The following is a 26,457-nucleotide window of genomic DNA, read 5'->3' as shown; positions in this document are numbered from 1 at the left end:
AAAGTTTTTGTTAATAAAAATTAAAATAAATCAACTTTTTTGTGAAATATTGAATAATAAAAAGGCAGAAAAAGTAGACTACCCTATGGTTGAATGTCGTAATGTAGCAATGTCCTAATGTCACAATATCGCAATGTCTTAATGTCACAATAGCGCTATATCCTAATGTCGTAATAACGCTATATCATAATATAGTAATTATATTGTATTATGTTGAGACTAAAAGGAATTTCATTAAATTAGTATCCTTTCAAGAGTAAATTTAATAGTATATAAGTATAGCGTAAAATGAGTCGAAAAATACTCTTAAAAGGAATCCTTTTCTAGTTCTAATAGGTATTTTTTTCGTTCAATTCCACCAGCGTAACCTCCTAAATTGCCATTAGTTTTTATTACTCTATGGCAAGGAATGATAATAGCTAGCTGATTTGCACCATTTGCATTACCTACTGCTCTGACGAAGTTTTTGTTTCCTAATTTATTAGCAATATCTTGATAGGTGCAAGTTGTTCCGGAAGGTATTGTCTCAAGGATTTCCCACACTTGTTTTTGAAATGGAGATCCATCTTTAAATAAGGGAATTGAAAAAGTTTGTAGTTTCCTTTGGAAGTATAATTTCAATTGTTCTTCAAGATTACTGTTGATTTCAGTTTGTCCAGGTATTATTCTAGCATTGTGTTTATTGCGTAATTTCTCAATTTCTTTCTCTAAGCCTCTTCTATCCATAAACTCTAGTAAATATAGATAATTTGCATCAGATAAACTTATCATTCGTCCAATAGGTGTTGAGATTATATTTGCATTTATAAGTGTAGCATTAGTTTTCTTTGGAGGGTTTCCCATAATCTTTGTAAAGGCGTCGTTGAAGCCACTTGAGGATTCATATCCTAATGACAATTGCTGATCTATAACTTTATCTCCAGCCAATATTTGTTTAAAGGCTAATCCCATTCTCCTAGAACGAGCATATTGAATAAAAGTCATATCGTAAACATCCTTAAATTTTCTTCTTGCTGTAGCAGAATGAATTCCAAGTTCATGGAAATCTGATTCCTTCCATTTCTTTTCAGGATTTTTTTCAACTTCCTTAACTAATAGTGTTACTTCTTCAGGGATGTTATTGGGATAGGAGAGTGGATTACATATTTTGCATGGACGAAATCCAGATAACAATGCTTCTTCAGCAGTTAAATAAAATTCGCAGTTCTCAAACTTTGGCTTTCTAGCTGTACATGTTGCGTGACAGAATATTCCTGTTGTTTTAATGCCAGCAAAAAAAGTCCCGTCATATGCAGGGTTTTTATCTACCAAGGCCTTATAAAATTCTTTCTTTTTATCCTCTGAAGTGATCATATGTTTCTCCCCATTCTATTTATTATTGCAATTAGTGTATATTTTTATTACATTGCAATCTGTGCACATATTTATTGTACTGCAATTTGTGCATAAATTTATTATATTGCAATCTGTGCATATTTTTATTATAAAGAATAATTATAAAAATATCTTTCGAAAAATTAACAAGTATTTTTGTGCTTATTAAAAAAGCCAAAATATGCTATAATATGATATAATAAATTGTAGAATACTTAATGTGATTTCATGTAAGAATAAAGAAATAGGTAGAATTTTAAATATATATATAGAATTAAGAGAGGTAAGGTTTGAGGAATGGATTTTAAAAATGTAGAGTTTTTAGATGATAAAGTAATTTTAAAAGAATGCAGAAACTTTAATATAAAACAGACCTTTGAATGTGGCCAATGTTTTAGATGGGAAAAGACTAAAGATAACACTTACATCGGAGTTGTTTATGGCAAAGTAATTGAGCTTGAGCAAAAAGAGGATACTATAATAATTCATAATACTAACAAAGAAGATTTTGAGAACATATGGATAGATTATTTTGATTTAGAAAGAGACTACGGCAGCATAAAGGAAGAGTTATCTAAGGATGAACTTTTAAATAAAGCTGTTGAATATGGATACGGAATAAGATTATTAAATCAAGATCCATTTGAATTGGTAGTGAGCTTTATAATATCTGCGAGAAACTCTATTCCAGTAATAATGAAAACTATTAAAAAGATATCTGAAAGATGGGGAAAAGAATTAGAGTATAAAGGGAATACTTATTACGCATTTCCTACTCCTAGTGAGCTTAGAAAAGCAAGCTTAGATGAAATTAGAGATACTGGAGCTTCTTTTAGAAGTAAATACATAGTTGATACTGTAGAAAAGGTTAATGTGGCTATTGAAGCGGGAAATGATAGTGAATTTAGTTTAGATAGAATAAAGAGTTTAAGTGATGATGAGTGTCATGTTGAACTTCAAAAGTTTCAAGGGGTTGGAGCAAAAGTTGCAGATTGTATAATGCTTTTTTCTATGAGAAAATACTCATCTTTCCCAGTTGATGTATGGGTAAAAAGAGCTATGCAACATTTTTATTTAGCACCAGATGTGTCATTACCTAAAATAAGAATATTTGCGAGAGATAAATTTAAAGAACTTTCTGGGTTTGCCCAACAGTATCTATTCTATTATGCAAGAGAAAATAATATTAAATTGTAATACAAAATTTGTAATACATGTATATGTAATACATTGAAAAGAGGGTCGAGTACTCTCTTTTCTTTTATCTTTTTTTACGTACATTTCTTGATTTCTTTATATTTATATGGCTGTCACCAGGGTGTTTTTTTATAAATTTTAAGTAACGTTTAATTTTTTCATCTTCTTTAAGTAATGATAGTTTATATAGGTGTAGTGCTAGTTCTTTATTAGAATATAAAGCATGAATCTGAGCATGGCAGGGTTTGTATATCATTATAGTTCCAAGATGTCTTCCACCCTCTTCTCTAGGAATTAAATGATGTTCTGTTAGTTCTGAAACTTCTCTTTCACATAATGCGCAAATAAAAGTGTTCATAAAACCTCCAATAAAATAAGTTTATATTATATATTATTTCAAAATAAATAAAACTTAGAAGTGTAAACTTTTACTTAAAAACTTTAATTTGATAATAATATAGAAAATGAAAAGGATTAACTGTAGTAAAAATATAATAAACTTTAGGTAATTTTGGCACATTAAGAAAGTTTCCATAAGTCGAAGATTGTTATTATTTTAACATAAAATGTGGTATAATTATAAAGTAATATTAAAAAATGGGAGAGTGTTAGAATGTTCCAGTTTGAAACCCAACTTAATAAATTGAAACATGAAGTATTAAAAAATGTTGCAATTTTAGCTAAGGAAAATAGGCTAAATCAAGAAGAATTAGAAAAAATACCTTATGAAATAATAACAGATGAAACGCCCAGATACAGATGTTGTGTATATAAGGAAAGAGCTATAGTTGCTGAAAGAGCAAAGCTTGCAGCAGGATATTTAGCAGATGGAGATAAGATAAATTGTGAATTAATAGACATACGACCAAATGAACAGATAATTTATGTTATAGAGGCGGCTTGTGATAGATGCCCAATTAATAGATATACAGTAACTGATCAATGTAGAAATTGTTTGGCACATAGATGTTTAGAATCTTGTGCAGTTAATGCTATTTCTATGGTAGGAGGACGAGCTTATATAAATCAAGAAACTTGTAAAGAATGTGGAAGATGTAAGTCAGCGTGTCCTTATAATGCTATTTCAGAAGTTATGAGACCGTGCAAGGTATCATGCCCAACAGGAGCTTTAGCAGTAAACACTGAAGATAGAAGAGCCATAATAAAAGAAGAAGATTGTATTAACTGTGGAGCTTGTGTATCTGCATGCCCATTTGGAGCTATTTCTGATAAGAGTTTAATTGCACCAGTTGCTAAAAGATTAGGTAAAGGAAGAAAGATGTATGCTGTTGTAGCACCAGCAATATCAGGTCAATTTGGAATGAAGGTTTCTTATGGTCAAATCAAAAATGCTATAAAGAAATTAGGTTTTGAGGATATGGTTGAAGCTGCATGTGGAGCTGATGCTGTTACTGTTCATGAATCTAATGAATTTGTTGAGAGAATGGAAAATGGAGATAAATATATGACTAACTCCTGTTGTCCAGGATTCTTAAGTTATATAGAAAAGAAATTCCCAGATCAAGTTGAAAGAATATCTGGAACAGTTTCTCCAATGGTTGCAACAGGAAGATATATAAAGGAAAAAGATCCAGAAGCTAAGGTGGTATTTATAGGACCTTGTACAGCTAAAAAGAGTGAGGCTGTAAGAGAATCTGTAGCTGATGCAGTTGATTATGTTTTAACCTTTGAAGAGTTATTTGCACTTTTAGAAGCCTTTGATGTAGATCCAGCTAATTGTGAAGCTGAGGTTGTAGAGGATGCATCTATATTTGGAAGAGGTTTTGGAATACATGGTGGATTAACTTCAGCTATTGAAAACTTCGTTTCAGAAAAAGGAATAGAAATAGAGTTTAAACCTGTAAAGGTTAGTGGAGAAGCTGAAATTAAAAAAGCTATGACTCTAGCAAAAGTAGGAAGATTAGATGGTAACTTCATAGAAGGAATGATGTGTGAAGGTGGCTGTATAAATGGAGCGGCTAGAATGGTAGCTCCAATGAGAGCTAAAACTGTATTTAATAAGTTAAATACACAAGGAAGCAAAAAAACAGTATTATCTAATGAGAAGATAGAAGAATTTCATAATATTAATTTAGAGAGATAAAATCACAAATATTTGGATAGAATAATAATTAAGAAATAATTAAGGAGCTTGTAATAAACAGGCTCTTTCTTTATAGATTATTTATTTATATAATTATCTAAATAAGGTTTTAAGGGATGATATATATGAAAGAATTTATTAAAAAACAAAAAATTAAATTGCTTTTAATTCCACTAATTATTGCTGCTATTGTGCTAATGGTTCAATATTATTCTAAAATAGTTTTGGTATTTAAAGATATTGAAAGTATTAAAGGAATTATATTAGGATATGGAAACTATAGCTTTATAATCTATATTGCACTGCAGATAGTTCAGATTGTTATATTCTTTATACCTGGAGATATAATGCAGATAAGTGCAGGATTTATATTTGGTCCTATAAGAGGATTTTTATTGTCTTTTTTGGGGATTTGTTTAGGTACATCTATTGTCTTTTTTATATCACGAAAACTAGGTAAACCATTTGTAAATAAACTTGTGTCTGAAAAAGATACTTGGATAATACATAAGCTTGAAAAGTTTAAAGAACATCCTATGAAGGATAAAAAACTTAAGAAAATAGTTTTTTTTACATATTTAATTCCAGGAATACCTAAAGATATATTAGGCTATATCTGTGGAGTTTCAGAGATAAAGTATAAAGATTTTATTATATATTCATCTATAGCTAGAATACCAGCTCTTTTTGTATCCAGTTTTTTTGGACATAAGTTATCCTTTGATAATTGGAAATTACTTGCTATAATAGCTATTATAAGTGTAATAGTTATTGTAATAAGTATAATAACAGGGAAAAAGATAATTTCCTCAATTGACGATTAAGGCGGGATAATATGTTCAAAAAAGAAATAACATTAATATTAACTATTATAGCTGGAGTTATGCCTCTAATAATGCATCCATTCTCTGATGACAGCTATTATTTACCGAAGACTGTATTTCTATATATTATGTATTTTCTTTTAATATTTATCTTATTAAAAGATAGAAAAAATATCAGATTAGATAAAAATGATAAAGTTTTGATTATATATTTAGGGATAGCTTTATTGAGTACTATCTTTTCAATTAAACCTATGGTATCAATATTTGGTACGGAGATTAGGTATGAAGGGGTGATAATGCTATTATTTTATGGATTAACTTATTACTGTGGGAAAAATTATTTAGAGATTGATAAAAAAGTAATTCGTGCTATTTTAATACCGGCAGTAATTATATCAATATATTCTATTTTTCAATTCTATAACATAGATCCTATACCTAAAGATAGTTATCATGCTAGAATGCTTTTTAATTCTATAGGGACTCAAGGTCATAGAAATTTCTTGTCAGCTTATATAAGCTTATTTTTACCTTGCACTATAGTCTTATATATATTGAAGGGTAAAAAAATGTATATAGGGGTAGCTGCGGTTTTATTTGCTTCTTTATTATGTACCTTAACAAGGAGCGGGTGGATAGCCTTTATAGCTTATTCATTATTAGGGGTAGTTTATATAATAATTAACTTTAATAAAAAGTATTTAACTAGAGCTCTTATACTTATGATTGCTTTTATTAGCATTTTTGGTATATTAGATTATACCTCTGGAGAAAAAATAAGCAGTCGTAGCGATCAATTAATATATGATACTAAATCTGCTAGCGGAGATCTTCTTAGGAATGGAAAAATAACAAATGAAGCATTAGGATCAGCTAGAGTGTATATATGGAAGGTTGCACTAAAAACTATAGAAAAGAATCCTTTGATTGGAAGTGGAACTGACACCTTTAGATATAGTATTGAAAAATATTTCCCAGAAGATGGACAAGATTATATAGATGTTTATGGAGCTATAATAGACAAGGCGCATAATGAATTTCTTCAAATAGCAGCTACCATGGGGATACCTGCCTTGATTGTGTATTTAGTGTTTATATTTTTATCCCTTAAGAATAATATAAAAAATATGTGGAAAAGTAAGATAAACTTTATAATAAGCATAACTTTTATTGGATATTTAATTCAAAGCTTTTTTAATATAAGTGTTATAAATGTTGCACCATTATTTTGGATGGGGCTAGGATTAGCTCAAAATTCTAAGGTGCTAGAAAAAGTTGAAAAAATTATTGAATCTAAGGAGGGGCAGTATGAAGAAGTATGTTAAACCTTCAAAGGAAGAGTTAAAAAGTAAGTTAACGGATATACAGTATGCAGTTACTCAGGAAAATGCTACTGAAAGACCTTTTAGTAATGAATATGATGATTTGTTTAAGGAAGGAATTTATGTAGATATCGTTACAGGAGAACCTTTATTTTCTTCAACTGATAAATATAATTCAGGCTGTGGATGGCCAGCTTTTTCAAAACCTATAGAGAAAGAGACAATTAAAGAAAAAGCAGATTTTACTCATGGCATGCATAGAGTGGAAGTTAGAAGTAAAGAAGGGGATTCACATTTAGGTCATGTATTTAACGATGGACCAGAAGAAAAGGGTGGACTTAGATATTGTATTAACTCAGCATCTTTAAAGTTTATTCCTAAAGAAAAAATGAAAGAAGAAGGTTACGAAGAGTATTTAAAATTTATAGATTAGATATTTAAAAGGCTGTGGTGCTAAAAAAATTAGTCCACAGCTATTTTATATTTATCTTTTATTATTAAGTTTAGGAAAAATCTTTTTAATAATTATAGGAATTAATAATATAATTAGGAACAGTAGTAATATACTTATTAGGTAGCTGAAAAAAACACCTTCTGGTAAAGCGTTGATTATTGGATCTGTTTTAGGATCAAAAAGCCAATCATCATTACTAAAAACTATCTTATGAAACTTCTCAAAAGCCCAGCTAAAGTTAGAAACTACTGGTATAGAGAAAGCTATCAATAGCCCTGAGGCACAAATAAGGAATTTTTTATAGTTATTAAAAATAGATTTTAAACTTTTTCTATTTATAAAGAGAATTATTAATAAAAGAACTACGGAAATCCAAAACAAGATGTCCATTTTTAAAAATAGAAGTCTAACCTCCATAAAATGAAATTCACCAGATGGAGAATATTTAAAGTATTCTAGGGGGAACTTCATAGGAGTAAAGCTTCTTAGGTACTCCATAAGCTTAGTGAAATCAGAATAGATGTTTTCTTTACTGATTTTAACTATTTCTGTAACTTTGAATATATCGATTAAAAATCCGTAAAAAGGTGTAAAGTTAATCAATATTTTAAAAGCTGCTGTAAGAGAAAAGATAAAATAGACAAAGTATAGGCATATTTCTGTAAATATCTTATAAATAGTAGAAAAATTTAGTTTTTTCATTAATAAGTTTCTCCTTTTAGTCAATAATAATAAATGGTTTTCCCATGTAAATAATTATAATAAGCTTTTAAGATATTGTATCATAATTTTTTAAAATAGTTATGCACAACAAATATATAGAAAAAAATAGCATTTTAAAGAAAAACTTAATTAATGGAAGATAATTAAAGAAGATAAGGATTTAATGGGATTTAAAATGAATAAATTAATTTGAATTTATGAGGCTTATTATTTATTATAATATTAGTATTAGCACTCTACTTAAATGAGTGCTAACAATTTGCAGAGTATTATTTTTATAAATTTAAGGAGGGGTTGTAAATGAGTATTAAACCACTTGGAGACAGAGTAGTAATCAAAAGATTAGAAGCAGAAGAAACAACTAAAAGCGGTATTCTTTTAACTGGAGCTGCTAAAGAAAGACCACAAGAAGCTGAGGTAGTTGCAATAGGACCTGGAGCAGTTGTTGATGGTAGCAGAATTCCTATGGAAGTTAAAATTGGAGATAAGGTACTTTACTCTAAATATGCAGGCACAGAAGTTAAGCTTGATGGAGAAGAGTACACAATATTAAAACAAGACGATATTTTAGCAGTAGTTGAATAATAGGAGGGATGTATAAATGGCTAAGACAATTGTATTTGGTGAAGAAGCAAGAAGAGCTATGCAAGCTGGTGTTGATAAGCTAGCTGATACAGTAAAAGTTACATTAGGACCAAAAGGAAGAAACGTAGTTTTAGATAAAAAATTCGGAACACCTTTAATAACAAACGATGGTGTTACAATAGCTAGAGAAATAGAACTAGAAGATGCTTATGAAAACATGGGAGCTCAATTAGTTAAAGAAGTTGCAACTAAAACTAATGACGTAGCTGGAGATGGAACAACAACTGCTACACTTTTAGCTCAAGCTATAATAAGAGAAGGACTTAAAAATGTTACAGCTGGTGCTAATCCAATGCAAATAAGAAATGGAATTAAAGTAGCTGTAGATAAAGCTGTTGAACAAATTCAATTAATCTCTAAACCAGTTAATGGTAGAGAAGATATAGCAAGAGTTGCTGCTGTTTCAGCTGCTGATGAAACTATAGGACAATTAATAGCAGATGCTATGGAGAAGGTTGGAAACGAAGGTGTTATAACTGTTGAAGAATCTAAATCCATGGGAACTGAATTAGATGTAGTTGAAGGTATGCAATTTGATAGAGGATATGTTTCAGCTTACATGGTAACTGACACAGATAAGATGGAAGCAAATCTTGATAATCCATATATATTAATTACAGATAAAAAGATCTCAAACATACAAGATATACTTCCTATATTAGAGCAAATCGTTCAAGCTGGAAGAAAGCTATTAATAATAGCTGAAGACATAGAAGGAGAAGCTATGACAACTCTAGTTTTAAACAAACTAAGAGGAACATTTACATGTGTAGCTGTTAAAGCTCCTGGATTTGGAGATAGAAGAAAAGACATGCTTCAAGATATAGCTATCCTAACTGGTGGAGAAGTTGTTTCTGATGAACTTGGAAGAGATTTAAAAGAAACTACTTTAGACATGTTAGGTCAAGCAGAAAGCATTAAAGTAACAAAAGAAAACACTGTTATAGTTAATGGAAGAGGAAGCAAAGAAGAAATTAAATCAAGAGTAGCTCAAATAAAACTTCAAATAGAAGAAACTACTTCAGATTTCGACAAAGAAAAGCTTCAAGAAAGATTAGCTAAATTAGCTGGTGGAGTAGCTGTAGTTAAAGTTGGTGCAGCTTCAGAAGCAGAATTAAAAGAAAGAAAATTAAGAATAGAAGATGCTCTTGCAGCAACTAAAGCAGCTGTTGAAGAAGGTATAGTACCAGGCGGCGGAACTGCTTATGTTAATGTAATAAATAAAGTAGCTACTTTAACATCAGAAGAAGTTGACGAACAAGTAGGTATAAATATAATAGTAAGAGCTTTAGAAGAGCCAATGAGACAAATAGCTGTAAACGCTGGACTTGAAGGTTCTGTTATAATAGAAAAAGTTAAAAACAGTGAAGCTGGAGTAGGATACAACGTTTTATCTAAACAATACGTAAACATGATAAAAGATGGAATAGTTGATCCAACTAAGGTTACTAGAAGTGCTCTTCAAAATGCAGCATCTGTAGCATCAACATTCTTAACTACAGAAGCAGCAGTAGTTGATATTCCAGAAAAAAATCCTCCAATGCCAGGTGCACCAGGAATGGGAATGGACGGAATGTACTAAGATAGAGATATTAAGAGATAGCGAAAGCTGTCTCTTTTTTTGTGTTTAAAATTAATGCAACTAAATATTTTATTATGGGTACAATAATTATTGATAGCTTTAATGGGTTGTTGAGTGAGATTATTCGTTAAAAATATAAAAAAAGAAATAATAAGAAAATTGTCGAATAAAGAAGAAAAATACCATATTTTTTTTGGCAAAGTCACTAAATATTTCTTTTGAATGTTTTACATATACTGTATAATGAAATTATCGTAATAAGATATGTAGGTGATTAAATGAGCGAAAAGAAAAAAAGGCTTGGAGATTTGCTTATAGATAGCGGAAAGCTTAATGAAGCAGATTTAGCTATGGCGTTGAAACTTCAGGCAACTACTGGCAAGAGATTAGGACAGATATTAGTAGAAAAAAGGCTAGTAACAGAGGATGATATTCTTACTATATTAGAAATGCAAATGGCTATACCAAGAATACACCTTGATTTTACACCTATTGAAGAAAATGCAGTTTATAGGATTTCAGAGGCTTTAGCGAAAAAACATACAATTATTCCTATAAAGATAAGAGGAAATAAAATCACCTTAGTAACTAGCGATCCATTTAATATATTAGCAATAGAAGATGTAAAGATAGCTACAGGTTTAGATACCGAATTAGTTATGGATTCTTCAGAGTCAATTAATGAAGCTATAAAAAGATACTATTCAAGACAAGTAGCAGAAAGAACAGCTAAAAATTTAGCTGATAGAGAAGCTAGAGAAAAAAAGGAAGAAGTTAATGTAGATTTTGATGAGGTTAAAGATGCTCCAGCTGTAAAGCTTGTGGATACCATAATTGAAAATGCAGTAAGAATGAAAGCTTCTGATATTCACATAGAACCCTTAGAAAATGGGGTTAGAGTAAGATGCAGAGTAGATGGAAATCTTCAAAAGGTTCTTGATATACCTAAAGAAACTCAAGGATCTCTTATAACAAGAATAAAAATAGTAGCTAATCTTAATATAGCTGAAAAGAGAATTCCTCAAGATGGAAGAATAATAACTAAGATAGATAATAAGGAAGTGGACTTAAGAGTATCTGTACTACCAACAATTCATGGAGAGAAGGTAGTTATAAGAATACTATCAAGAAGTTCATTCCTAGTAAAAAAAGAAGAACTTGGCCTTTCAAGTTACAATATGAAATTATTGTCAAGTATTATGGATAAACCATATGGAATAATACTAGCAACAGGTCCAACTGGTAGTGGTAAATCCACTACACTTTACACTTTATTAAATGAGTTAAATACTTTAGATAAAAACATAATAACAGTTGAAGATCCAGTGGAATATGTAATGGAAGGAATAAGTCAGGTTAATGTAAATACAAAAGCAGGTTTAACCTTTGCTTCAGGTCTTAGAAGTATATTAAGACAAGATCCTGACATCGTAATGGTAGGAGAGATAAGAGATAATGAAACCGCTGAAATAGCTATAAGAGCAGCGATAACAGGACATATAGTATTAAGCACAATCCATACTAACGATGCTCCATCAACTATAGCTAGATTAGAGGACATGAACATTGAGCCATACCTTATATCCACATCTATCACAGGAATAATAGCTCAAAGGCTAGTTAGAAAAGTTTGTCCACATTGTTTTGAAGAATATGAGGCAAGTCAATATGAAAAAGAGATGTTGGAAGTTGATAAAAATGAAAAGCTTTCTCTTGTACGAGCAAAAGGATGCCCTTTATGCCAGAACATAGGTTATAAAGGAAGAATAGGTATATATGAAATTATGGAAATTAAAAGAGAGTTAAGAGAAGCTGTTAATAATAAAAAAAATACAGATGAGCTTAGAGATATAGCTATAAAAAATGGAATGAAAACTCTTAAAATGGCTTGCACAGAGCATGTTTTAAATAAGATTACCACAGTCGAGGAACTTCTTAGAGTTACCTTCTTAAAGGAATAGAAAAAAAGGTGATGTAAATGGCTATTTATAATTATGAGGCTAGAAACTTACAAGGAAATAAGATAAAAGGTTCTATGGAGGCTATAAGCAGGGAGGATGTTATTCAAAGCTTAAGAGGAAGAGAATATTATCCCATATCTGTTGAAGAATTTGTAGATAGAAGTGCTTTAAATATAGAACTTTTTAATAAGATAACCACAAAGGATTTATCAATATTTTGTAGACAATTTGCCTTTGTATTAGGTTCTGGAACCCCTATTATAAGATGTTTAGAAATATGTATAGAGCAATCAAGCAATAAGAAAATGAGAGAGGTTCTAATAAGGTCTAAAGAACAGATACAAAGAGGAAGAAGTTTATCAGATTGTCTAAAGTATGAAAAAGATATACCAGAAATGATGATTAACTTAATTGAAGCTGGAGAAGCTTCAGGAAAATTAGATAAAATCATAGAAGACTTAGCAGAGTATTATGATAGTCTCTATAAACAGGAGCAAAAAGTTAAAAGTGCTTTAAGTTATCCTAAATTTGTAGGAGCTTTTGCTATCCTTATAGTTGCATTTTTACTTATATTTGTTGTTCCAAGTTTTGTAGAGAACTTAGTAGATATAGGTGGAGATATACCGACCTTAACTAAAATTGTTATGGGTCTATCTAAATTCTTAACTAGAAGTTGGATATTAGTGCTACTAGTAGCAGGAGCCATATATATCATTAAAAAATTCATGTTAGATAGAGATGAAGCCTATATAGAAAAAAGGGACTTTAATAGATTAAAGATACCTGTTTTTGGAGAAATAAACAAACAAATAGTGTCAGCAAGATTTGCAAAAACCTTATCCATACTTATATCTTCAGGGCTTGGGGTAATCCAGTCATTAGAAATATCGGCTAAGGTTGTAGGAAATCTTCATATAAAAAATAAATTAAACCTTGCAAAAGAGGATATCAAAAAGGGAAATGCCATAGGCAAAACCCTAGAGGATATGCAACTTTTTCCTCTTATGCTCACTCAGATGATAAACTTGGGAGAAGAAACTGGAACCTTGGAAGAGGTTTTAGAAAGAACCTCCAAGTTCTATGATGGGGAGGTGGAAAACGCCACTAACAGATTAGTTTCATCTATAGAACCAATGATGATAGTAATACTATCAGCAATTGTTTTAATTATAGTATTATCAATGATTCTACCATTAACAAGTATGATGGAGGGAATCAATAATATTCAACGTTAACAAATAAATTATATAACACGGAGGGATTTTAATGATGATGAAAAAATTAAACAAAAAGAAAAAAGGTTTTACACTAATCGAACTTATAGCTGTTATTGCGATTATAGGAATATTAGCAGCTGTGTTGGTGCCAAGAGTTTCTAAGTATATTAATGAAGCTAGAATTACTAAAGTAGTAGGTCAAGCGAGAAATGTAGTAATGGCAGTAGAAGCATATAATGCGAAAAATGATACTAATTCAATAGATAAAACTGATACTGCAAGTGAAGTTCAAGCAGATACTACTAAGGATGTAGACCTTGAACCAAGGGATGTAAGTCTAGTAGAGGATTTTTCAATTGATACTTGTGAAGATATAACAAATGGTGATGTAACCGTTACATCTGTAAGTAATGGAGTAACTACATTAAGTGATGGTAAAACATCTACTACAGGAGAAACAGAGTAATAAAGTTTAATCAATACCTCCCATATCGGGAGGTATTACCATACCATAAAAATGGAGAAGTAAAATGAATACAGTTATAAGTATTTTTGTTTTTTTATATGGAATTATTATAGGAAGTTTTTTAAACGTATGTATTTATAGAATACCTAAAGGGGAGTCAATAGCATATCCTCCATCTCATTGCAGTAATTGTAATAATAAATTAGGATGGAAGGATTTATTTCCAGTATTTAGTTTTTTGTTTTTAAAAGGAAAGTGTAGGTATTGTGGAGAGAAGATTTCTATCCAATACCCATTAGTTGAGTTAGTAAATGGACTTTTATATTTAAGTTTATTATTTAAGTTTGGGTTTGGTGTTAAGTTTATATTGATATGTTTATTTATATCATTGATTTTAGTCATTGGAATAATTGATTATAAAACTCAGGATATCTATGACAACACTATTTATGTTGGAGTTGGGCTTGGGGTTTTGTATATTGGAGTTGAAAAATATTCAGGTGGAGTATCACCATTTAATTATATATTTGGAGCTGTAATAGCAGCTGGAATTCTTGCTTTAATAGCTATAACAACTAAAGCTATGGGGTGGGGAGATGTGGAATTGGTATTTATAATAGGACTATTTTTAGGATGGCCTAATGCATTATTGATGTTATTTATATCTATAGTATTAGGTGGGATAGTAGGAGGTCTGCTATTATTAATTAAATATAAGTCTATAGGAGGACATTATATGGCATTTGGTCCTTATATAGCTTTAGCAGGATATATAACCTTGATGTATGGAAATGAAATATTAAACTGGTACTTAAAAATGTTTATTTAAGGTTTGAGGTGAAAGAATGTTTGAAAAAGACAAAATATCCATTGATATTTCTAGAGACAGAATAGCTATAGTTGTTGGAACTAAAACAAAGATAAAAAAGGCAACTATACTAGAAACACCTAAAGGTTCATATTTGCAAGATAGAATAGAAAATACAGAGCTATTATCTAAGGTAATTAAAGATTATTTAGTGAAAGATAAAATAAGAGTAAAAGATGTTTCCTTTACAGTAAAAGGGCAGGATGTAATAACTAGGCACACCATACTTCCCCTTTTAGGAGAAGAGCCTATGAGAGAAGCTGTATCTTGGGAGCTTAGACAATATCTTAATGATAGAGTAGACGAATATTATTATGACTATGAGATTCTACAGGAGTTAGGTGAAGGTAAAGCAAAGAATGCAGATGTAATAATAGCAGCCGTAGAAATGAATAAAATAGATGCCTATGTTGAGATTGCAGAAAGATTAAATTTAGAGTTAGTAGCCTTGGACACTTATGCAACAATAGGTGCAAGGATGCTAAGGAGTTCTAAGGTATTTAAGGATAAAGAGGATGTTATAGGTTTAATAACACTAAATAGTGATACAGCATCTTTTCATATAGCTAGTTCTGGAAAGCTTGAAATAGAAAAGTATCAAAACATGGGGATATTAGGGAATAATTTAGATCAGATAGACAGCATAGAAGCTTATAATGAGTATTTATATAAAATAGATTTAACTGAAGAAGATATTAACGAAGAAAGCACAAGTGTAAGAAGAATAATAAACACAATAAGTTCCTATTTTAATTCCATAATTCAGTTTTATTCTGTTGGAAAAGTAAAAAAGAACTTAGACAGAATATATCTAATAGGAAGTGGAGCAAAAGTAAAAGGGGTTAAAGAAGAATTCTCAAAGATTTTTAATACAGAAATAGTAGAGATAGATGATTTTAAAACCTTAAGGTATAATGTTAAAGTTCCAAGAAGTATAACTTTAAGTGACTATTTTTACTCCTATGGATTAATGCTAAATAATAGTGAAAAGGAACTTAATCTACTACCTTATAACTTAAAGTTAAATGATTTACGAGGAAAGAAAAAAGCTGTTTATGTTGCTTCAATAATTTTTACATTAGTAGTATTCTTAGGCGGAATCGGATATTTAAAAGGAAAAGAAATGTATTTGAATTCCTCAAAAGATAAGTTAATAAATAAGATTAACAGCAATCAAGAGAATGTTGATAAGTTAAACACACTTGAAAATGATATAAGTCTATACAACAGTCACATAGAAAAGGTAAAAGTGTTAAATGAGCAAAAGGATAAAAAGACAGATGACTTAATTCGTGATATTCAAAAGCTTATACCTGGAGAAGTTACAGTAAGTAGCTTTTCTATTACAGGCAGCAATATATCTATAAGCGGTGCTAGTAGTAATTATGATAAAATATCTGAGTTTTGGGCTAATGTTAGAGAAGATGCAAGATTTAAAGATTCTCACATTGCAAGCATAACTAAAGGGGAAGCATCAAGTAGCTTTACTTTAGAAATCCTTGTTCAAGGAGGGCAAAGCTAATGAAAAAGATAGATTTAGGTTTAAATAAGTTAAGTCATAAAGAAAAAATACTACTATTAATAGTAGCTATAATGTCAGTCTTTTTTGTTTATTATAATTATTTAATAATTCCGACCATGGATAAACTTGCACCTCTAGAAACCGAAGTTGAAGCTTTAAGAAATAAAACTTTAAACTATGAAAATATAGAAAATAAAATAATTATAAAAGAAAAAGAGTATAATGAATTAAAAGATAAATATAATGAATCTGCCAGAGCATTACCTAAGATTGATAAATATCCAGAACTTTCTAAGGATTTAAATGACTTGGCAAATAAAAACACAGTTACACTCCAAAGTATAGCAATGGAGAAAGGACAAGTGTATCAACAGGGAGATACTTCTAAGGATGCTAGTACTCCTTCAACCTCCAACAAAGGGGGATTAAGTACACAGAAGGTTACACTATCATTAAAAGGTGACTTTTCAAATATATTAAATCTAGTTAATGATTTAGAAAATGGATCAAGAATATGTGAAATTAATTCCATTACGTCAACAAAAGAAAGTTCAACTATAGATTTAACTTTCTACTATGCGCCAGGAGACATGGAAGAAAATTATGATTTTAATAGTGGAAGTTATGGAAAAGACAATATGTTTAATTAAAATCACTAAGATTGAGGTGATTTAGATGAAAAGGAAAAAAGGATTTACTCTAATAGAGATGATTGCATCAATGGCTATGCTAGTACTTATATTTTCAGTAATAGCTTCATTAATGCTACTGGCAATTAAAACAAATGTAAGAAACGAAAAGGATTTAGATTCAAACAGTGTATCTAAGGCTTTTGTGGAATTAGTGAACTCTGATAAAAGTGCAGGATACAAAGTTAATACGTCTGGGAACATGTATATTTTAACTTTTGATAATATAACTGAGCTACAAAGCATTTTTACGAGTGACTTTATTCCAGCTAAAACTTCTGTAATTAAAGCAGATAGTTTTGATGTAAGTACATTAAGTGGTACTAAAAAATATGCTATTAAAGTGAAGGTAACAATGAAAGATTCAACCTTAGGAATTTTACAATTTGATATAACATCTTGGAATTTAAATAAAATAAGTACTAGTGAAATATCTAGAACTATATATTTAGCAGGGTGATGCTATGAATAAAGGAAGAAAAAAAGGATTCACTTTAATAGAAATGATAGCGGTTATAGCAATTTTAGCAATAACATTAATGTTAACATACACTCTTTTTAATAAAGCCTACAGTACACTTAATAGACAGGAACAAGAAAGTATAGTTTTAGATGAAGCAAGGAACTTTTCTTCTATACTTGAAGAGGATATGAAGTTAGCTTCCGATGTAAAAACAACTAGTTTAATACCTGGGAATTATGGATTAGGTAGTTCTATTATAGTACTTACGGAGATAACTAATACATCAAGTGAAAAATATATTTATACAAAAGAAGCAACTAAAATAGTTAAATATAAAGTTTCAGGAAGTACATCAACTAAAATGGCTACTTTAGCTAATTACGTTGTAGATGTACAATTAAGTACTTTAGGAACTAAGTCTTATAAAGTTTATATAAAAAGCAATCGTAAAGATATAGAAACAAGTTTTGAAACAGTAGTAACTAGAAGAATGATATAAGGGGGATTGGGATAGATGAAACATAGAAAAAAGAAAAAGGGGGCTTCATTAATAATAGTTCTAATGGTGTTAGCAGTAGCTATGATTTTTTCTAGCGTTACTTTAACAACTATCTCAAAAACTACTAAAGCTAATGCTCAAGAAAAGAAGTCAGAAGATGTTCTTTTTTCGGCAGAATCAGGCTTAGAATATGGTATAGCTTGGTTTAACAAAAATAAAACCACTGGAGTTATATCTGTTCCGCCTACAAACGGATGCACTTATGATGTTAAGGTAGAACCTGATGGAAGTAATTATAAAATCATAAGCAAGGCAACTATAAATGGGAAGAGTAAGACTGTTTGGGTATTAGCATCTAAAGCATCAGGAGGAGATGGTAATAGCGGTGGTAGTATTGAGATAAAGACAGCTGCATATGCAAAAGAAAAAATTTACCTAGAGGGAAGTTGCGCTATTTATGGAGATGCTGAAACAAGTTCTTTAAATGCAGGAGCTATTACAGCTACTGGGAATTCTAACATACAAGGAAACGTCATAATACCCAAAAGTGGTAGTTCAAATATACTTAATTGGGCCATGAATAAAAGTAAACCTATGATAGTTAAGAATACTAAAGAAATGAATTTTGCTCCATTGATATTACCTAAATTTCCAGATCAATCAACCTTAGTAAAAAAATCAAATGTATCCTTATCTGGAGGAGAGACAAACCCATATTTCTCTTTAAATGGTAGTGGATATTATGATTCTATTAGTATAGCAAGTAATAGAACCTTGCAGATAAATACAAATGGAACAGATACCGTTATTAGGATAAGCAATTTTGAAATGTCTCAAGGAAATATAGTTATAAATGGATCTGGAAAAGTCTATCTTTATATAGATAATATTATAAGAGTTAAAGGATTCGTAAATTGGAGTTGGCAAAATACTGCTAAAAAAGATAATTTGGTTATTTTTTGCAATAACCCTAGTGAACTATCAATAGATAATGAAACAGTAATAAATGGATCTTTATATTTGGGAAGTGCCAGCTTAACATTAGCTAATGCGGGTAGTATTACAGGAGATGTAGCTACAGGCGGTAATTTTGTAAATATTTCAGGATCAACGGCTGCATCAAAAATTATATATGCTCCGAATGCAGCAGTAAACTTATCTGGAAGCGTATATATAAATGGTGCAGTTATAAGTAAGAGTATTAGAATGGTAGGTGACACTAAAATTGGATTAGGTAACTCACCTATGATTTTTAATCCACCAATAAATACTGGTGGATCTAATGACTATAAAATAATAGGTAACCCTAAGTATGAAAATAGTTAATTAGTAGCATTACACTTTTAGCTATCAATATATAAAATGAAGGCAATACACCTAGGATAATATTATTTGCAAGAAATCATTCTTTATTGACAAGCTAATAACTATATTCTATAATAAGTATAATTTCAAAACAGATTACTCGTATATACCTAGGATATGGCTAGGAGTATCTACCAGAAACCTTAAATTTCTGACTATGAGTGAATTAATGTGTATTTATTATAGAGTCCATGGAAGGGCTTATTTTGAGCATATTAACTTCACTTGAGTTAATATGCTTTTTTTATTTCTAAAATGCAAGATAACTTGCAAGAGAAATGAAAAATGCAAGAAAAACATTGGGTTATTTTTAAAATTTAAATTTTGAGGAGGAGTCTTTCATGGCAAGAATACTTAAAACAGCGTACACATTTGATGATGTTCTTTTAGTACCAAACAAGTCTGAAATATTACCAAAGGAAGTAACTTTAGCAACGAATCTTACTAAAAAAATAAAACTTAATTTACCACTATTGAGTGCTGGTATGGATACCGTAACTGAATCAAAAATGGCTATAGCTATTGCAAGAGAAGGCGGCATAGGAATTATACATAAGAACATGACTATAGAGGAACAAGCAAGAGAAGTTGATAGAGTAAAGAGACAAGAAAATGGTGTTATAAAAGACCCTATATTCTTATCAGCTAATCACAGTGTACAAGAGGCTCTAGATTTAATGGCTCAATATAGAATATCAGGGGTTCCTATAACTTCAGCAGATGGAAAACTTATAGGAATAATTACAAATAGAGATGTAGTATTTGAAACAAATTTTGATAGAAAAATAGATGATGTTATGACTAAGGAAAATCTTATAACTGCATCAGAAGGTACTACATTAGAAGAAGCTAAAGAAATATTAAAGAAACATAAAATTGAAAAGCTTCCTTTAGTAGATAGTGAAGGATATTTAAAAGGACTTATTACTATTAAAGATATAGAAAAGGTAAAAGCATTCCCTAATGCAGCTAAAGATTCTGCAGGAAGACTTCTTTGTGGAGCAGCTGTTGGAGTAACTGGAGACATGGAAGAGAGAGTTGAGGCTTTAGTTAAAGCTAATGTTGATGTAATAACTTTAGATACAGCTCATGGACATTCCTTTGGAGTTTTAAATGCTGTAAAAACTATAAAGAGTAAATATCCAGAACTTCAAATAATAGCAGGGAATGTTGCTACAGCAGAAGCTACTAGAGATTTAATAGAAGCTGGAGCAGATTGTGTTAAGGTTGGTATAGGACCTGGATCTATATGTACAACTAGAGTTGTTGCAGGGGTAGGAGTTCCTCAGTTAACAGCAGTTATGGATTGTGCAGAAGAGGGTAGAAAGTATGGAGTTCCTGTAATTGCAGATGGAGGAATAAAATACTCAGGAGATATAGTTAAAGCATTAGCAGCAGGAGCATCAGCAGCTATGATGGGATCTTTACTTGCTGGTTGTGATGAAGCACCAGGAGAAATTGAAATATATCAAGGCAGAAATTATAAAGTATATAGAGGTATGGGATCTTTAGCAGCTATGAATAAAGGATCAAAGGATAGATATTTCCAAGAAGGAAATAAAAAACTAGTTCCAGAAGGTGTTGAAGGAAGAGTTGCTTATAAAGGATATTTATCAGAAACTATTTACCAACTTATAGGTGGAATTAGATCTGGTATGGGATATTTAGGAGCAAGCACTCTTGATAAATTATATGAAACAGCAACATTTGTTGTTCAAACTTCAGCAGGACTTAAAGAAAGTCATCCACATGATGTTAATATAACTAAAGAAGCACCTAACTACAGCGTTAGTCAATAAGTAAACCTTGGAGGAGAAATAATGAATAAAGAGTTAGTTTTAGTACTTGATTTTGGTGGTCAATATAATCAATTAATAGCAAGAAGAGTTAGAGAATGTAATGTGTATTGTGAAGTTCATCCATACAAATTAAGTGTAGATGAAATAAGAGAAATGAATCCAAAGGGAATTATTTTCACTGGTGGACCTAACAGTGTATATGGTGAAGATTCTCCTTTATGTGATAAAGCTATATTTGAATTAGGAATTCCTGTTCTTGGTATATGTTATGGATCACAACTTATGGCTCATGTTCTTGGAGGAAAAGTTGCAACTGCTCCAGTAAGTGAATATGGAAAGACAGAAGTAAGTGTTAATGTTGAATCTAAGCTATTTGAAGGGGTATCACCATCAACAATCTGCTGGATGAGCCACACTGACTACATAGAAAATGCACCAGAGAATTTTAAAATAGTAGGAAACACTCCAGTTTGTCCAGTAGCTGCTATGGAAAATGCAGAAAAAAATCTATATGCAGTTCAATTCCACCCAGAAGTTATGCATACACAAGAAGGAACTAAAATGTTATCAAACTTCGTATACAATGTTTGTAACTGTTCTGGAGATTGGACAATGGATTCCTTTGTTGAAAGAACAATAACAGAAATCCATGAAAAAGTTGGAGATGGTAAAGTATTATGTGCTTTATCAGGTGGAGTTGATTCATCTGTTGCAGCAGTTTTACTATCAAAAGCAGTAGGAAAACAACTAACTTGCGTATTCGTTGACCATGGTTTACTTCGTAAAGATGAAGGTGATGAAGTTGAAGCAATATTTGGACCAGAAGGACAATATGACTTAAACTTTATCCGTGTAAATGCTCAAGAAAGATTCTACGAAAAATTAAAAGGAGTAGAAGAACCAGAGCAAAAGAGAAAAATCATTGGCGAAGAATTCATAAGAGTATTTGAAGAAGAAGCTAAAAAGATAGGAACCGTTGATTACCTAGTTCAAGGTACAATATATCCAGACGTTATAGAAAGTGGACTTGGAGATTCAGCTGTTATAAAATCTCACCACAACGTTGGAGGACTTCCTGACTATGTTGATTTTAAAGAAATAATCGAACCACTAAGAGCATTATTTAAAGATGAAGTACGTAAAGCAGGACTAGAACTAAACATTCCTGAAAAACTAGTATACAGACAACCTTTCCCAGGACCAGGACTTGGTATCCGTATAATAGGAGAAGTAACTGCTGAAAAAGTAAGAATAGTTCAAGAAGCAGACTATATATACAGAGAAGAAATAGTAAAAGCAGGAGTAGACAAATCAATAAATCAATACTTCGCAGCTTTAACTAACATGCGCTCTGTTGGAGTTATGGGAGACGAAAGAACTTATGACTATGCAGTAGCACTACGTGCAGTAACAACTAGTGACTTCATGACAGCAGAATCAGCTGATCTTCCATGGGAACTACTAGGAAAAGTAACTACAAGAATAATAAACGAAGTAAAAGGCGTTAACCGTGTATTCTATGATTGCACAGGAAAACCACCAGCTACTATAGAGTTTGAATAAAGAATATAGATAATATGAAATGAGAAAGCCTATTTTACAGTATTTATTGTGATTAATAAACTGTAAAATAGGCTTATTTTTATATAGTTCCCCCCGCTAAAGCCCCCCTAAAATAAGTAAGTAAGAGACATTAAATAATATCAATATTATCTTTTAAAAATATATATTCGGGAAACGTTAAAGAGTTAGCAAAAATAGTATTCCCATTATTATTGTAATGAAAAAATGCTAGGAACCTTCCATTACAGTCTATCTCTAAATTATTTATTATAACTTTTTTAGACCAGTTTAATCTAGGTGAGGGTATTGGGTCAGGTATTATTAGTATCTGATTGATATAATAGTATTCGAAATCATTAACTTTAGAAAGTTGTTCAAAAATCTTAGTAGTTTCTTTAGTATCAGTTATCCAATCAAACTCCATTGTATCAATTGTTAATAATGATATTGAAGGTTGGTAAGCAAATGCAATTGTAGAATCCATTATAACTATTTCCTTTCTAAAATTTAACTCATTTACATTAAAATCTTATTTTGAAAAAGTAAACTTTTCTTTCAGTGGTTCAAAAAAAGCTCGAATCTCTAGACCTTTTTCTTCATAAGCTTGGAAAAGTTCATCTACTTCTTGAACACTGTAGGTATAGTGTTTTTTATTCGATAAATTAGCTATTAAAGTCATATCAGAAAAAACTCGAGACATGCGATTTTCTGCTACCCTTCTAAATTTATCTTCTTTGACACTCTTTTCTTTATTATCTTCTGAAAATTTGAAATTTGAGATTGTATTATTTTTTAAAGTAATTGGTGAGTCAAAATATTTTCGAATCTCTGCCCCTTTTTTCATATAAGCTTCAAAAAGTTCAGTAATCTCTTGATTACTATACATATAGTTTTTTTTTGATGATAAATTAGCAATTAAATTCATATTACTAAAAATTCTTGACATACGCCTTTCCGCTATTCTTCGAAATTTTTCTTGCCTAGTTTCTTCTTCCATACTTATTTCTCCTCCTATTTACACTTATTATTAATTAAGAATACCACAATAATAATATTTATAGCAATATTTTTAATAAATATGGGAATAGCCTATTGAATAAAATTCCAATCTATGATAAGGTGTAATAAAACCTCATTTAAATGAATTTTAAGAAAAAATAGAGGTATAATTGAGGTTTTAGTGGATATAAAATAGTTTTAGGGGGTAATAAGATGACAGATTCATTGAGAGCTTCACCAAAAGAGATAGTTAGCTTTATTATGAAAATTAAGAATCAGCGGTTATATTTATAACAAATTATTGAATTATAAAGGAGATTTAAAAAGATGGAAAATATAAGAGATATTTTACAAAGAGAAGACATTTATTTAAAAAATTTAACTTATGATTTTTGCAAAAGGATACAAACGCTTAGAAGAATTGAACAGTCAGAGGAGTTTGCAATAGCTAATGAGCAACTTATTAGCTTAAAACAAGAATTACCTTTTGAAAACATTTCAGAGCCCACATTAAAAAAGGTAATAGGGAATTTATTAGTTTCTAAGCATTTGAAACGTAGGGATAATGATAAGTTACTATATGAATTATTGCAGAGTGATACTAGTTATAGATTTTATCTAAAATCATTCTATTATTCCAAAAACTAGATAGAGAAGGGATGTATTTCTCCCTTTTATATCAGATTAATAAAATATTCATCATTAATCCAGTATTTGAATTGTGTATGTCTAATACTAAAATAATTAAATTTAAAATGGAGTTGATACATATGGAAAATGCAATAGAACCTTTTAAGACACAGTTCAGTGAAGAATTTGAGAGGGGGAAGAAGAAAAAGATTAATTATAGATACTATATATATATTATGATTACAGTATTTGCTATAAACTGCTTTAGTATTGGATTTGAACTATATAAGGAGTATAAGACGGATAGGATCATAAGTAATTTATTTGTAGATAATGTTTATTCAGATAAAGCTGGTGTTTTAAACAGTATAAAAACAGTTAAAAAGCTCCCTTCTAAGGTATTAAATAAATTAATTGAGAACAATATAAAGATAGATTATATACCGTGGGAGCCAGCTGAAGGTTTTGTTGCTGAATTCAGAGGATTAGATAAGCTTATTTTAGTTAATTATGTTGATAGTGATAACACTAATGTATTTTGTAAATATAGAAATGAGATTAATACTATGCATGAAATTGGACATGCATTTGACTATGATTATGAGTTAAATTTAATGGGTTACGCATATTCAGGAATTAAGGAGTTTGATGATATATATAAGGCAGAAGCCAGTAAGTTATTTAATTCATACACATTTAAAAATACTAATACTGCTTATCTAAATTATTATTTGAATTCTAGGTGGGAATATTTCGCAGAATGTTTTGCCTTGTATTTTGCAAATAATGATACGAATAAGATTCTATATGAAAAAGCTCCAAGAACATTTGATTTTATAAAGAACATTACGTCGACAAATAATGATACTTTTTTTATGTTTCTAAAAGAAAAAACAGTAGAGTATATAAATCAAATAAAAACAGGCAATATCAAATCAAAATATTTTCAGTTAGACAATACCACATATTATTGGGAAAAAGGGGTTGTTAAGAATGTTTATGTTTAGATTATTTAATAGAAACAGAGAAAAAGAAGAGTGGAAGGAAGTTATTTATCCACCACATAAAAAATTAAAGCTATGGGGTATTCCTATAAGAGTATACCTTTTAATTATAACTGTATTGTTTGAAACTTATTTAACTATGTTGTTTAGTGATTTATTTTATTTTAGTTCTATATTGCAAATTCTATTACTATTCGCATACCTTTTTCTAATATTTAAAACGTTTGTTCATTATAAGAACTTTGTACGTAGCAATAAAGAAAAAGAAAGTAATATAGAGAATAATCTAAGATATTTGATTCATACGAACAAGCTTTATGATGAAGAGTCGTTGAGGATAGAAAGAAATGGAAAAATAGAAATAGAAAAAAGGATAGTAAGAGCCATTAAATTATACTATAAAGAAGATGAAACTAAGGTATATGTTAGAGTTGATAAGTTAGGAGATAGATTTACTAAAATTGCACCTACATTAGGCGAAAATCTTGAAAGCACATTATCCTTAGAAATAGATGCCACTAATTCTACAGTAGACTATTTCGAGTATGTATTTTTAAAGCATAGAGATAAAAGAATTGATTTGTCAGAAAGTCTTAATAATAAATATAAAAAATTAGATTTTATTCAGATTAGTCGAAGCATTTCTTATAGGCTATCTAAAACTCCACATAGTTTAATAGTAGGGGGCACAGGCTCGGGTAAATCATTCTTCATTTTAGGAAAAATTGTAAGTTATTTAAGTCTAACACCACAAGCAGAATTATATATTATAGACCCTAAAAAAGCAGATCTTAGCTTATTGAGGTTTTTGGAAAATTTAGAAGATAGAGTTGCCACTGAAGCTAACCAAATAGCCAAAATGCTAAGACAAGTAGTAGAAATAATGGAAGATAGATATAAGACTTACTTTAATGATAGGTCAGCATTTGGGAAAGACTATACAGACTTTGGTCTACCTCCAGTTATAGTGATATTTGATGAGTTTAGTGCTTTTTTACATTCAACAGATAAGAAACTAAGTAAAGAAGTGTTAGATTATATTTTCACTATAGTAATGAAAGGTAGACAAGCAGGAGTGATTGTTGAAATCTTAATGCAAAGACCGTCCGCTCAATGTCGTCAACTTAGAACAATAGCACCAAAGAAATTTTATATGAATTTGAGATTAAGTAGTCAATTTAGTT

26 protein-coding genes and 1 riboswitch are annotated in these 26,457 nt (G+C 30.2%); of the genes, 21 read left to right on the top strand and 5 right to left on the bottom strand.

Translation table 11 applies throughout. From position 1 onward, the window contains the following. Positions 1-306 precede the first annotated feature (306 nt). Positions 307-1,353 carry a trifunctional transcriptional activator/DNA repair protein Ada/methylated-DNA--[protein]-cysteine S-methyltransferase gene (locus tag L1S49_RS20400; RefSeq protein WP_238907184.1) on the bottom strand — a complete coding sequence of 349 codons (1,047 nt, stop codon included), beginning with the start codon at positions 1,351-1,353 and terminating at the stop codon, positions 307-309. Positions 1,354-1,671: 318 nt separating this feature from the next. On the opposite strand from L1S49_RS20400, the gene L1S49_RS20395 reads away from it, so the two are divergent. Then, a complete protein-coding gene (locus tag L1S49_RS20395) occupies positions 1,672-2,571 on the top strand; it encodes a DNA glycosylase (protein WP_073022821.1) in 900 nt (299 codons plus the stop codon). 64 nt (positions 2,572-2,635) lie between these two features. Here L1S49_RS20395 and L1S49_RS20390 read toward each other — a convergent pair whose 3' ends face one another. Continuing rightward, a complete protein-coding gene (locus L1S49_RS20390) occupies positions 2,636-2,929 on the bottom strand; it encodes an HNH endonuclease (protein WP_238907183.1) in 294 nt (97 codons plus the stop codon). Between the two features lie 255 nt (positions 2,930-3,184). Here L1S49_RS20390 and L1S49_RS20385 point away from each other — a divergent pair, with 255 nt between their 5' ends. The 4 genes from L1S49_RS20385 (at position 3,185) to msrB (ending at position 7,257) form a co-directional block, all read left to right on the top strand. Beyond that, on the top strand, positions 3,185-4,675 hold the full coding sequence (locus L1S49_RS20385; protein ID WP_238907182.1) for a 4Fe-4S dicluster domain-containing protein: 1,491 nt from the start codon (positions 3,185-3,187) through the stop codon (positions 4,673-4,675). 125 nt (positions 4,676-4,800) lie between these two features. Next, complete coding sequence (locus tag L1S49_RS20380; RefSeq protein ID WP_238907181.1) at positions 4,801-5,499, top strand: TVP38/TMEM64 family protein; 699 nt, start codon at positions 4,801-4,803, stop codon at positions 5,497-5,499. Between the two features lie 11 nt (positions 5,500-5,510). Further along, positions 5,511-6,827: an O-antigen ligase family protein gene (locus tag L1S49_RS20375; RefSeq protein ID WP_238907180.1), complete on the top strand. Its 1,317-nt coding sequence runs from the start codon at positions 5,511-5,513 to the stop codon at positions 6,825-6,827. Next, the gene (gene msrB / locus L1S49_RS20370) at positions 6,811-7,257 is read left to right on the top strand and encodes a peptide-methionine (R)-S-oxide reductase MsrB (RefSeq protein ID WP_238907179.1); all 447 of its coding nucleotides are present in this window, start codon (positions 6,811-6,813) and stop codon (positions 7,255-7,257) included. Before L1S49_RS20375 ends, msrB begins: the two co-directional genes overlap by 17 nt. 51 nt (positions 7,258-7,308) lie before the next feature. Here the strand turns inward: msrB and L1S49_RS20365 are convergent, their stop codons facing one another. Then, a complete protein-coding gene (locus tag L1S49_RS20365) occupies positions 7,309-7,980 on the bottom strand; it encodes a TIGR01906 family membrane protein (protein WP_238907178.1) in 672 nt (223 codons plus the stop codon). Between the two features lie 321 nt (positions 7,981-8,301). Between L1S49_RS20365 and groES the strand changes: the two genes are divergently transcribed. The 13 genes from groES (at position 8,302) to guaA (ending at position 22,640) form a co-directional block, all read left to right on the top strand. Beyond that, positions 8,302-8,586, top strand: a complete 285-nt coding sequence (gene groES / locus L1S49_RS20360) for a co-chaperone GroES (RefSeq protein ID WP_021800347.1) — start codon at positions 8,302-8,304, stop codon at positions 8,584-8,586. A 16-nt stretch (positions 8,587-8,602) separates the two neighbouring features. Then, on the top strand, positions 8,603-10,228 hold the full coding sequence (groL, locus tag L1S49_RS20355; protein WP_238907177.1) for a chaperonin GroEL: 1,626 nt from the start codon (positions 8,603-8,605) through the stop codon (positions 10,226-10,228). Positions 10,229-10,506: 278 nt separating this feature from the next. Then, positions 10,507-12,189: a type II/IV secretion system protein gene (locus tag L1S49_RS20350; protein ID WP_238907176.1), complete on the top strand. Its 1,683-nt coding sequence runs from the start codon at positions 10,507-10,509 to the stop codon at positions 12,187-12,189. A 17-nt stretch (positions 12,190-12,206) separates the two neighbouring features. Next, positions 12,207-13,424, top strand: coding sequence for a type II secretion system F family protein (locus tag L1S49_RS20345; RefSeq protein WP_238907175.1), 1,218 nt, complete (start codon positions 12,207-12,209; stop codon positions 13,422-13,424). Between the two features lie 31 nt (positions 13,425-13,455). Beyond that, entirely contained in the window at positions 13,456-13,872 is a 417-nt protein-coding gene (locus tag L1S49_RS23320) for a type II secretion system protein (protein WP_275299648.1), read from the top strand. A 64-nt stretch (positions 13,873-13,936) separates the two neighbouring features. Then, on the top strand, positions 13,937-14,701 hold the full coding sequence (locus tag L1S49_RS20335; RefSeq protein WP_238907174.1) for an A24 family peptidase: 765 nt from the start codon (positions 13,937-13,939) through the stop codon (positions 14,699-14,701). Between the two features lie 16 nt (positions 14,702-14,717). Next, complete coding sequence (pilM, locus tag L1S49_RS20330; RefSeq protein WP_238907173.1) at positions 14,718-16,262, top strand: pilus assembly protein PilM; 1,545 nt, start codon at positions 14,718-14,720, stop codon at positions 16,260-16,262. Next, positions 16,262-16,912: a type 4a pilus biogenesis protein PilO gene (gene pilO, locus L1S49_RS20325; RefSeq protein WP_238907172.1), complete on the top strand. Its 651-nt coding sequence runs from the start codon at positions 16,262-16,264 to the stop codon at positions 16,910-16,912. The genes pilM and pilO overlap by 1 nt, the downstream gene beginning before the upstream one ends. Before the next feature lie 25 nt (positions 16,913-16,937). Further along, entirely contained in the window at positions 16,938-17,411 is a 474-nt protein-coding gene (locus L1S49_RS20320; protein ID WP_238907171.1) for a type II secretion system protein, read from the top strand. Positions 17,412-17,415: 4 nt separating this feature from the next. Then, positions 17,416-17,913, top strand: a complete 498-nt coding sequence (locus L1S49_RS20315) for a type II secretion system protein (protein ID WP_238907170.1) — start codon at positions 17,416-17,418, stop codon at positions 17,911-17,913. Between the two features lie 15 nt (positions 17,914-17,928). Beyond that, positions 17,929-19,239, top strand: coding sequence for a hypothetical protein (locus L1S49_RS20310; protein ID WP_238907169.1), 1,311 nt, complete (start codon positions 17,929-17,931; stop codon positions 19,237-19,239). Between the two features lie 119 nt (positions 19,240-19,358). Next, a riboswitch (purine riboswitch) is annotated at positions 19,359-19,456 on the top strand. Between the two features lie 163 nt (positions 19,457-19,619). After that, entirely contained in the window at positions 19,620-21,077 is a 1,458-nt protein-coding gene (guaB, locus tag L1S49_RS20305; RefSeq protein ID WP_238907168.1) for an IMP dehydrogenase, read from the top strand. Between the two features lie 21 nt (positions 21,078-21,098). Beyond that, positions 21,099-22,640, top strand: coding sequence for a glutamine-hydrolyzing GMP synthase (gene guaA / locus L1S49_RS20300; protein WP_238907167.1), 1,542 nt, complete (start codon positions 21,099-21,101; stop codon positions 22,638-22,640). A 130-nt stretch (positions 22,641-22,770) separates the two neighbouring features. On the opposite strand, the gene L1S49_RS20295 is transcribed toward guaA, so the two are convergent. Together L1S49_RS20295 and L1S49_RS20290 are read right to left on the bottom strand one after the other, a co-directional pair. Next, entirely contained in the window at positions 22,771-23,124 is a 354-nt protein-coding gene (locus L1S49_RS20295; RefSeq protein ID WP_238907166.1) for a hypothetical protein, read from the bottom strand. Positions 23,125-23,169: 45 nt separating this feature from the next. After that, entirely contained in the window at positions 23,170-23,637 is a 468-nt protein-coding gene (locus tag L1S49_RS20290) for a hypothetical protein (RefSeq protein ID WP_238907165.1), read from the bottom strand. A gap of 329 nt (positions 23,638-23,966) precedes the next feature. On the opposite strand from L1S49_RS20290, the gene L1S49_RS20285 reads away from it, so the two are divergent. The 3 genes from L1S49_RS20285 to L1S49_RS20275 all read left to right on the top strand — a co-directional run. Next, positions 23,967-24,287 carry a hypothetical protein gene (locus L1S49_RS20285; RefSeq protein ID WP_238907164.1) on the top strand — a complete coding sequence of 107 codons (321 nt, stop codon included), beginning with the start codon at positions 23,967-23,969 and terminating at the stop codon, positions 24,285-24,287. Positions 24,288-24,409: 122 nt separating this feature from the next. Continuing rightward, a complete protein-coding gene (locus L1S49_RS20280; protein WP_238907163.1) occupies positions 24,410-25,276 on the top strand; it encodes a hypothetical protein in 867 nt (288 codons plus the stop codon). After that, positions 25,263-26,457: FtsK/SpoIIIE domain-containing protein (locus tag L1S49_RS20275; protein WP_238907162.1), on the top strand; the 1,195-nt coding region annotated here is incomplete at its 3' end. The genes L1S49_RS20280 and L1S49_RS20275, both read left to right, overlap by 14 nt.

Source organism: Clostridium sp. YIM B02506, from assembly GCF_022324845.1.
GTDB lineage: Bacteria > Bacillota > Clostridia > Clostridiales > Clostridiaceae > Clostridium_T > Clostridium_T intestinale.
Note: the sequence above shows the minus strand (reverse complement) of the source record. Positions and strands in the feature narration are given on the sequence as shown.

Excerpts from the sequence above, each read along its gene's own strand:
- pilO (WP_238907172.1), top strand. The coding sequence starts at position 16,262 with ATGAAAAAGATAGATTTAGGTTTAAATAAGTTAAGTCATAAAGAAAAA.
- L1S49_RS20290 (WP_238907165.1), bottom strand. The coding sequence starts at position 23,637 with ATGGAAGAAGAAACTAGGCAAGAAAAATTTCGAAGAATAGCGGAAAGG.
- L1S49_RS20310 (WP_238907169.1), top strand. The coding sequence starts at position 17,929 with ATGAAACATAGAAAAAAGAAAAAGGGGGCTTCATTAATAATAGTTCTA.
- L1S49_RS23320 (WP_275299648.1), top strand. The coding sequence starts at position 13,456 with ATGATGATGAAAAAATTAAACAAAAAGAAAAAAGGTTTTACACTAATC.
- L1S49_RS20400 (WP_238907184.1), bottom strand. The coding sequence starts at position 1,353 with ATGATCACTTCAGAGGATAAAAAGAAAGAATTTTATAAGGCCTTGGTA.
- msrB (WP_238907179.1), top strand. The coding sequence starts at position 6,811 with ATGAAGAAGTATGTTAAACCTTCAAAGGAAGAGTTAAAAAGTAAGTTA.
- L1S49_RS20295 (WP_238907166.1), bottom strand. The coding sequence starts at position 23,124 with ATGGATTCTACAATTGCATTTGCTTACCAACCTTCAATATCATTATTA.
- L1S49_RS20390 (WP_238907183.1), bottom strand. The coding sequence starts at position 2,929 with ATGAACACTTTTATTTGCGCATTATGTGAAAGAGAAGTTTCAGAACTA.
- L1S49_RS20395 (WP_073022821.1), top strand. The coding sequence starts at position 1,672 with ATGGATTTTAAAAATGTAGAGTTTTTAGATGATAAAGTAATTTTAAAA.
- guaB (WP_238907168.1), top strand. The coding sequence starts at position 19,620 with ATGGCAAGAATACTTAAAACAGCGTACACATTTGATGATGTTCTTTTA.
- L1S49_RS20345 (WP_238907175.1), top strand. The coding sequence starts at position 12,207 with ATGGCTATTTATAATTATGAGGCTAGAAACTTACAAGGAAATAAGATA.
- pilM (WP_238907173.1), top strand. The coding sequence starts at position 14,718 with ATGTTTGAAAAAGACAAAATATCCATTGATATTTCTAGAGACAGAATA.
- L1S49_RS20285 (WP_238907164.1), top strand. The coding sequence starts at position 23,967 with ATGGAAAATATAAGAGATATTTTACAAAGAGAAGACATTTATTTAAAA.
- guaA (WP_238907167.1), top strand. The coding sequence starts at position 21,099 with ATGAATAAAGAGTTAGTTTTAGTACTTGATTTTGGTGGTCAATATAAT.
- groL (WP_238907177.1), top strand. The coding sequence starts at position 8,603 with ATGGCTAAGACAATTGTATTTGGTGAAGAAGCAAGAAGAGCTATGCAA.
- L1S49_RS20375 (WP_238907180.1), top strand. The coding sequence starts at position 5,511 with ATGTTCAAAAAAGAAATAACATTAATATTAACTATTATAGCTGGAGTT.
- L1S49_RS20350 (WP_238907176.1), top strand. The coding sequence starts at position 10,507 with ATGAGCGAAAAGAAAAAAAGGCTTGGAGATTTGCTTATAGATAGCGGA.
- L1S49_RS20315 (WP_238907170.1), top strand. The coding sequence starts at position 17,416 with ATGAATAAAGGAAGAAAAAAAGGATTCACTTTAATAGAAATGATAGCG.
- L1S49_RS20335 (WP_238907174.1), top strand. The coding sequence starts at position 13,937 with ATGAATACAGTTATAAGTATTTTTGTTTTTTTATATGGAATTATTATA.
- L1S49_RS20380 (WP_238907181.1), top strand. The coding sequence starts at position 4,801 with ATGAAAGAATTTATTAAAAAACAAAAAATTAAATTGCTTTTAATTCCA.
- L1S49_RS20365 (WP_238907178.1), bottom strand. The coding sequence starts at position 7,980 with ATGAAAAAACTAAATTTTTCTACTATTTATAAGATATTTACAGAAATA.
- L1S49_RS20320 (WP_238907171.1), top strand. The coding sequence starts at position 16,938 with ATGAAAAGGAAAAAAGGATTTACTCTAATAGAGATGATTGCATCAATG.
- groES (WP_021800347.1), top strand. The coding sequence starts at position 8,302 with ATGAGTATTAAACCACTTGGAGACAGAGTAGTAATCAAAAGATTAGAA.
- L1S49_RS20280 (WP_238907163.1), top strand. The coding sequence starts at position 24,410 with ATGGAAAATGCAATAGAACCTTTTAAGACACAGTTCAGTGAAGAATTT.
- L1S49_RS20385 (WP_238907182.1), top strand. The coding sequence starts at position 3,185 with ATGTTCCAGTTTGAAACCCAACTTAATAAATTGAAACATGAAGTATTA.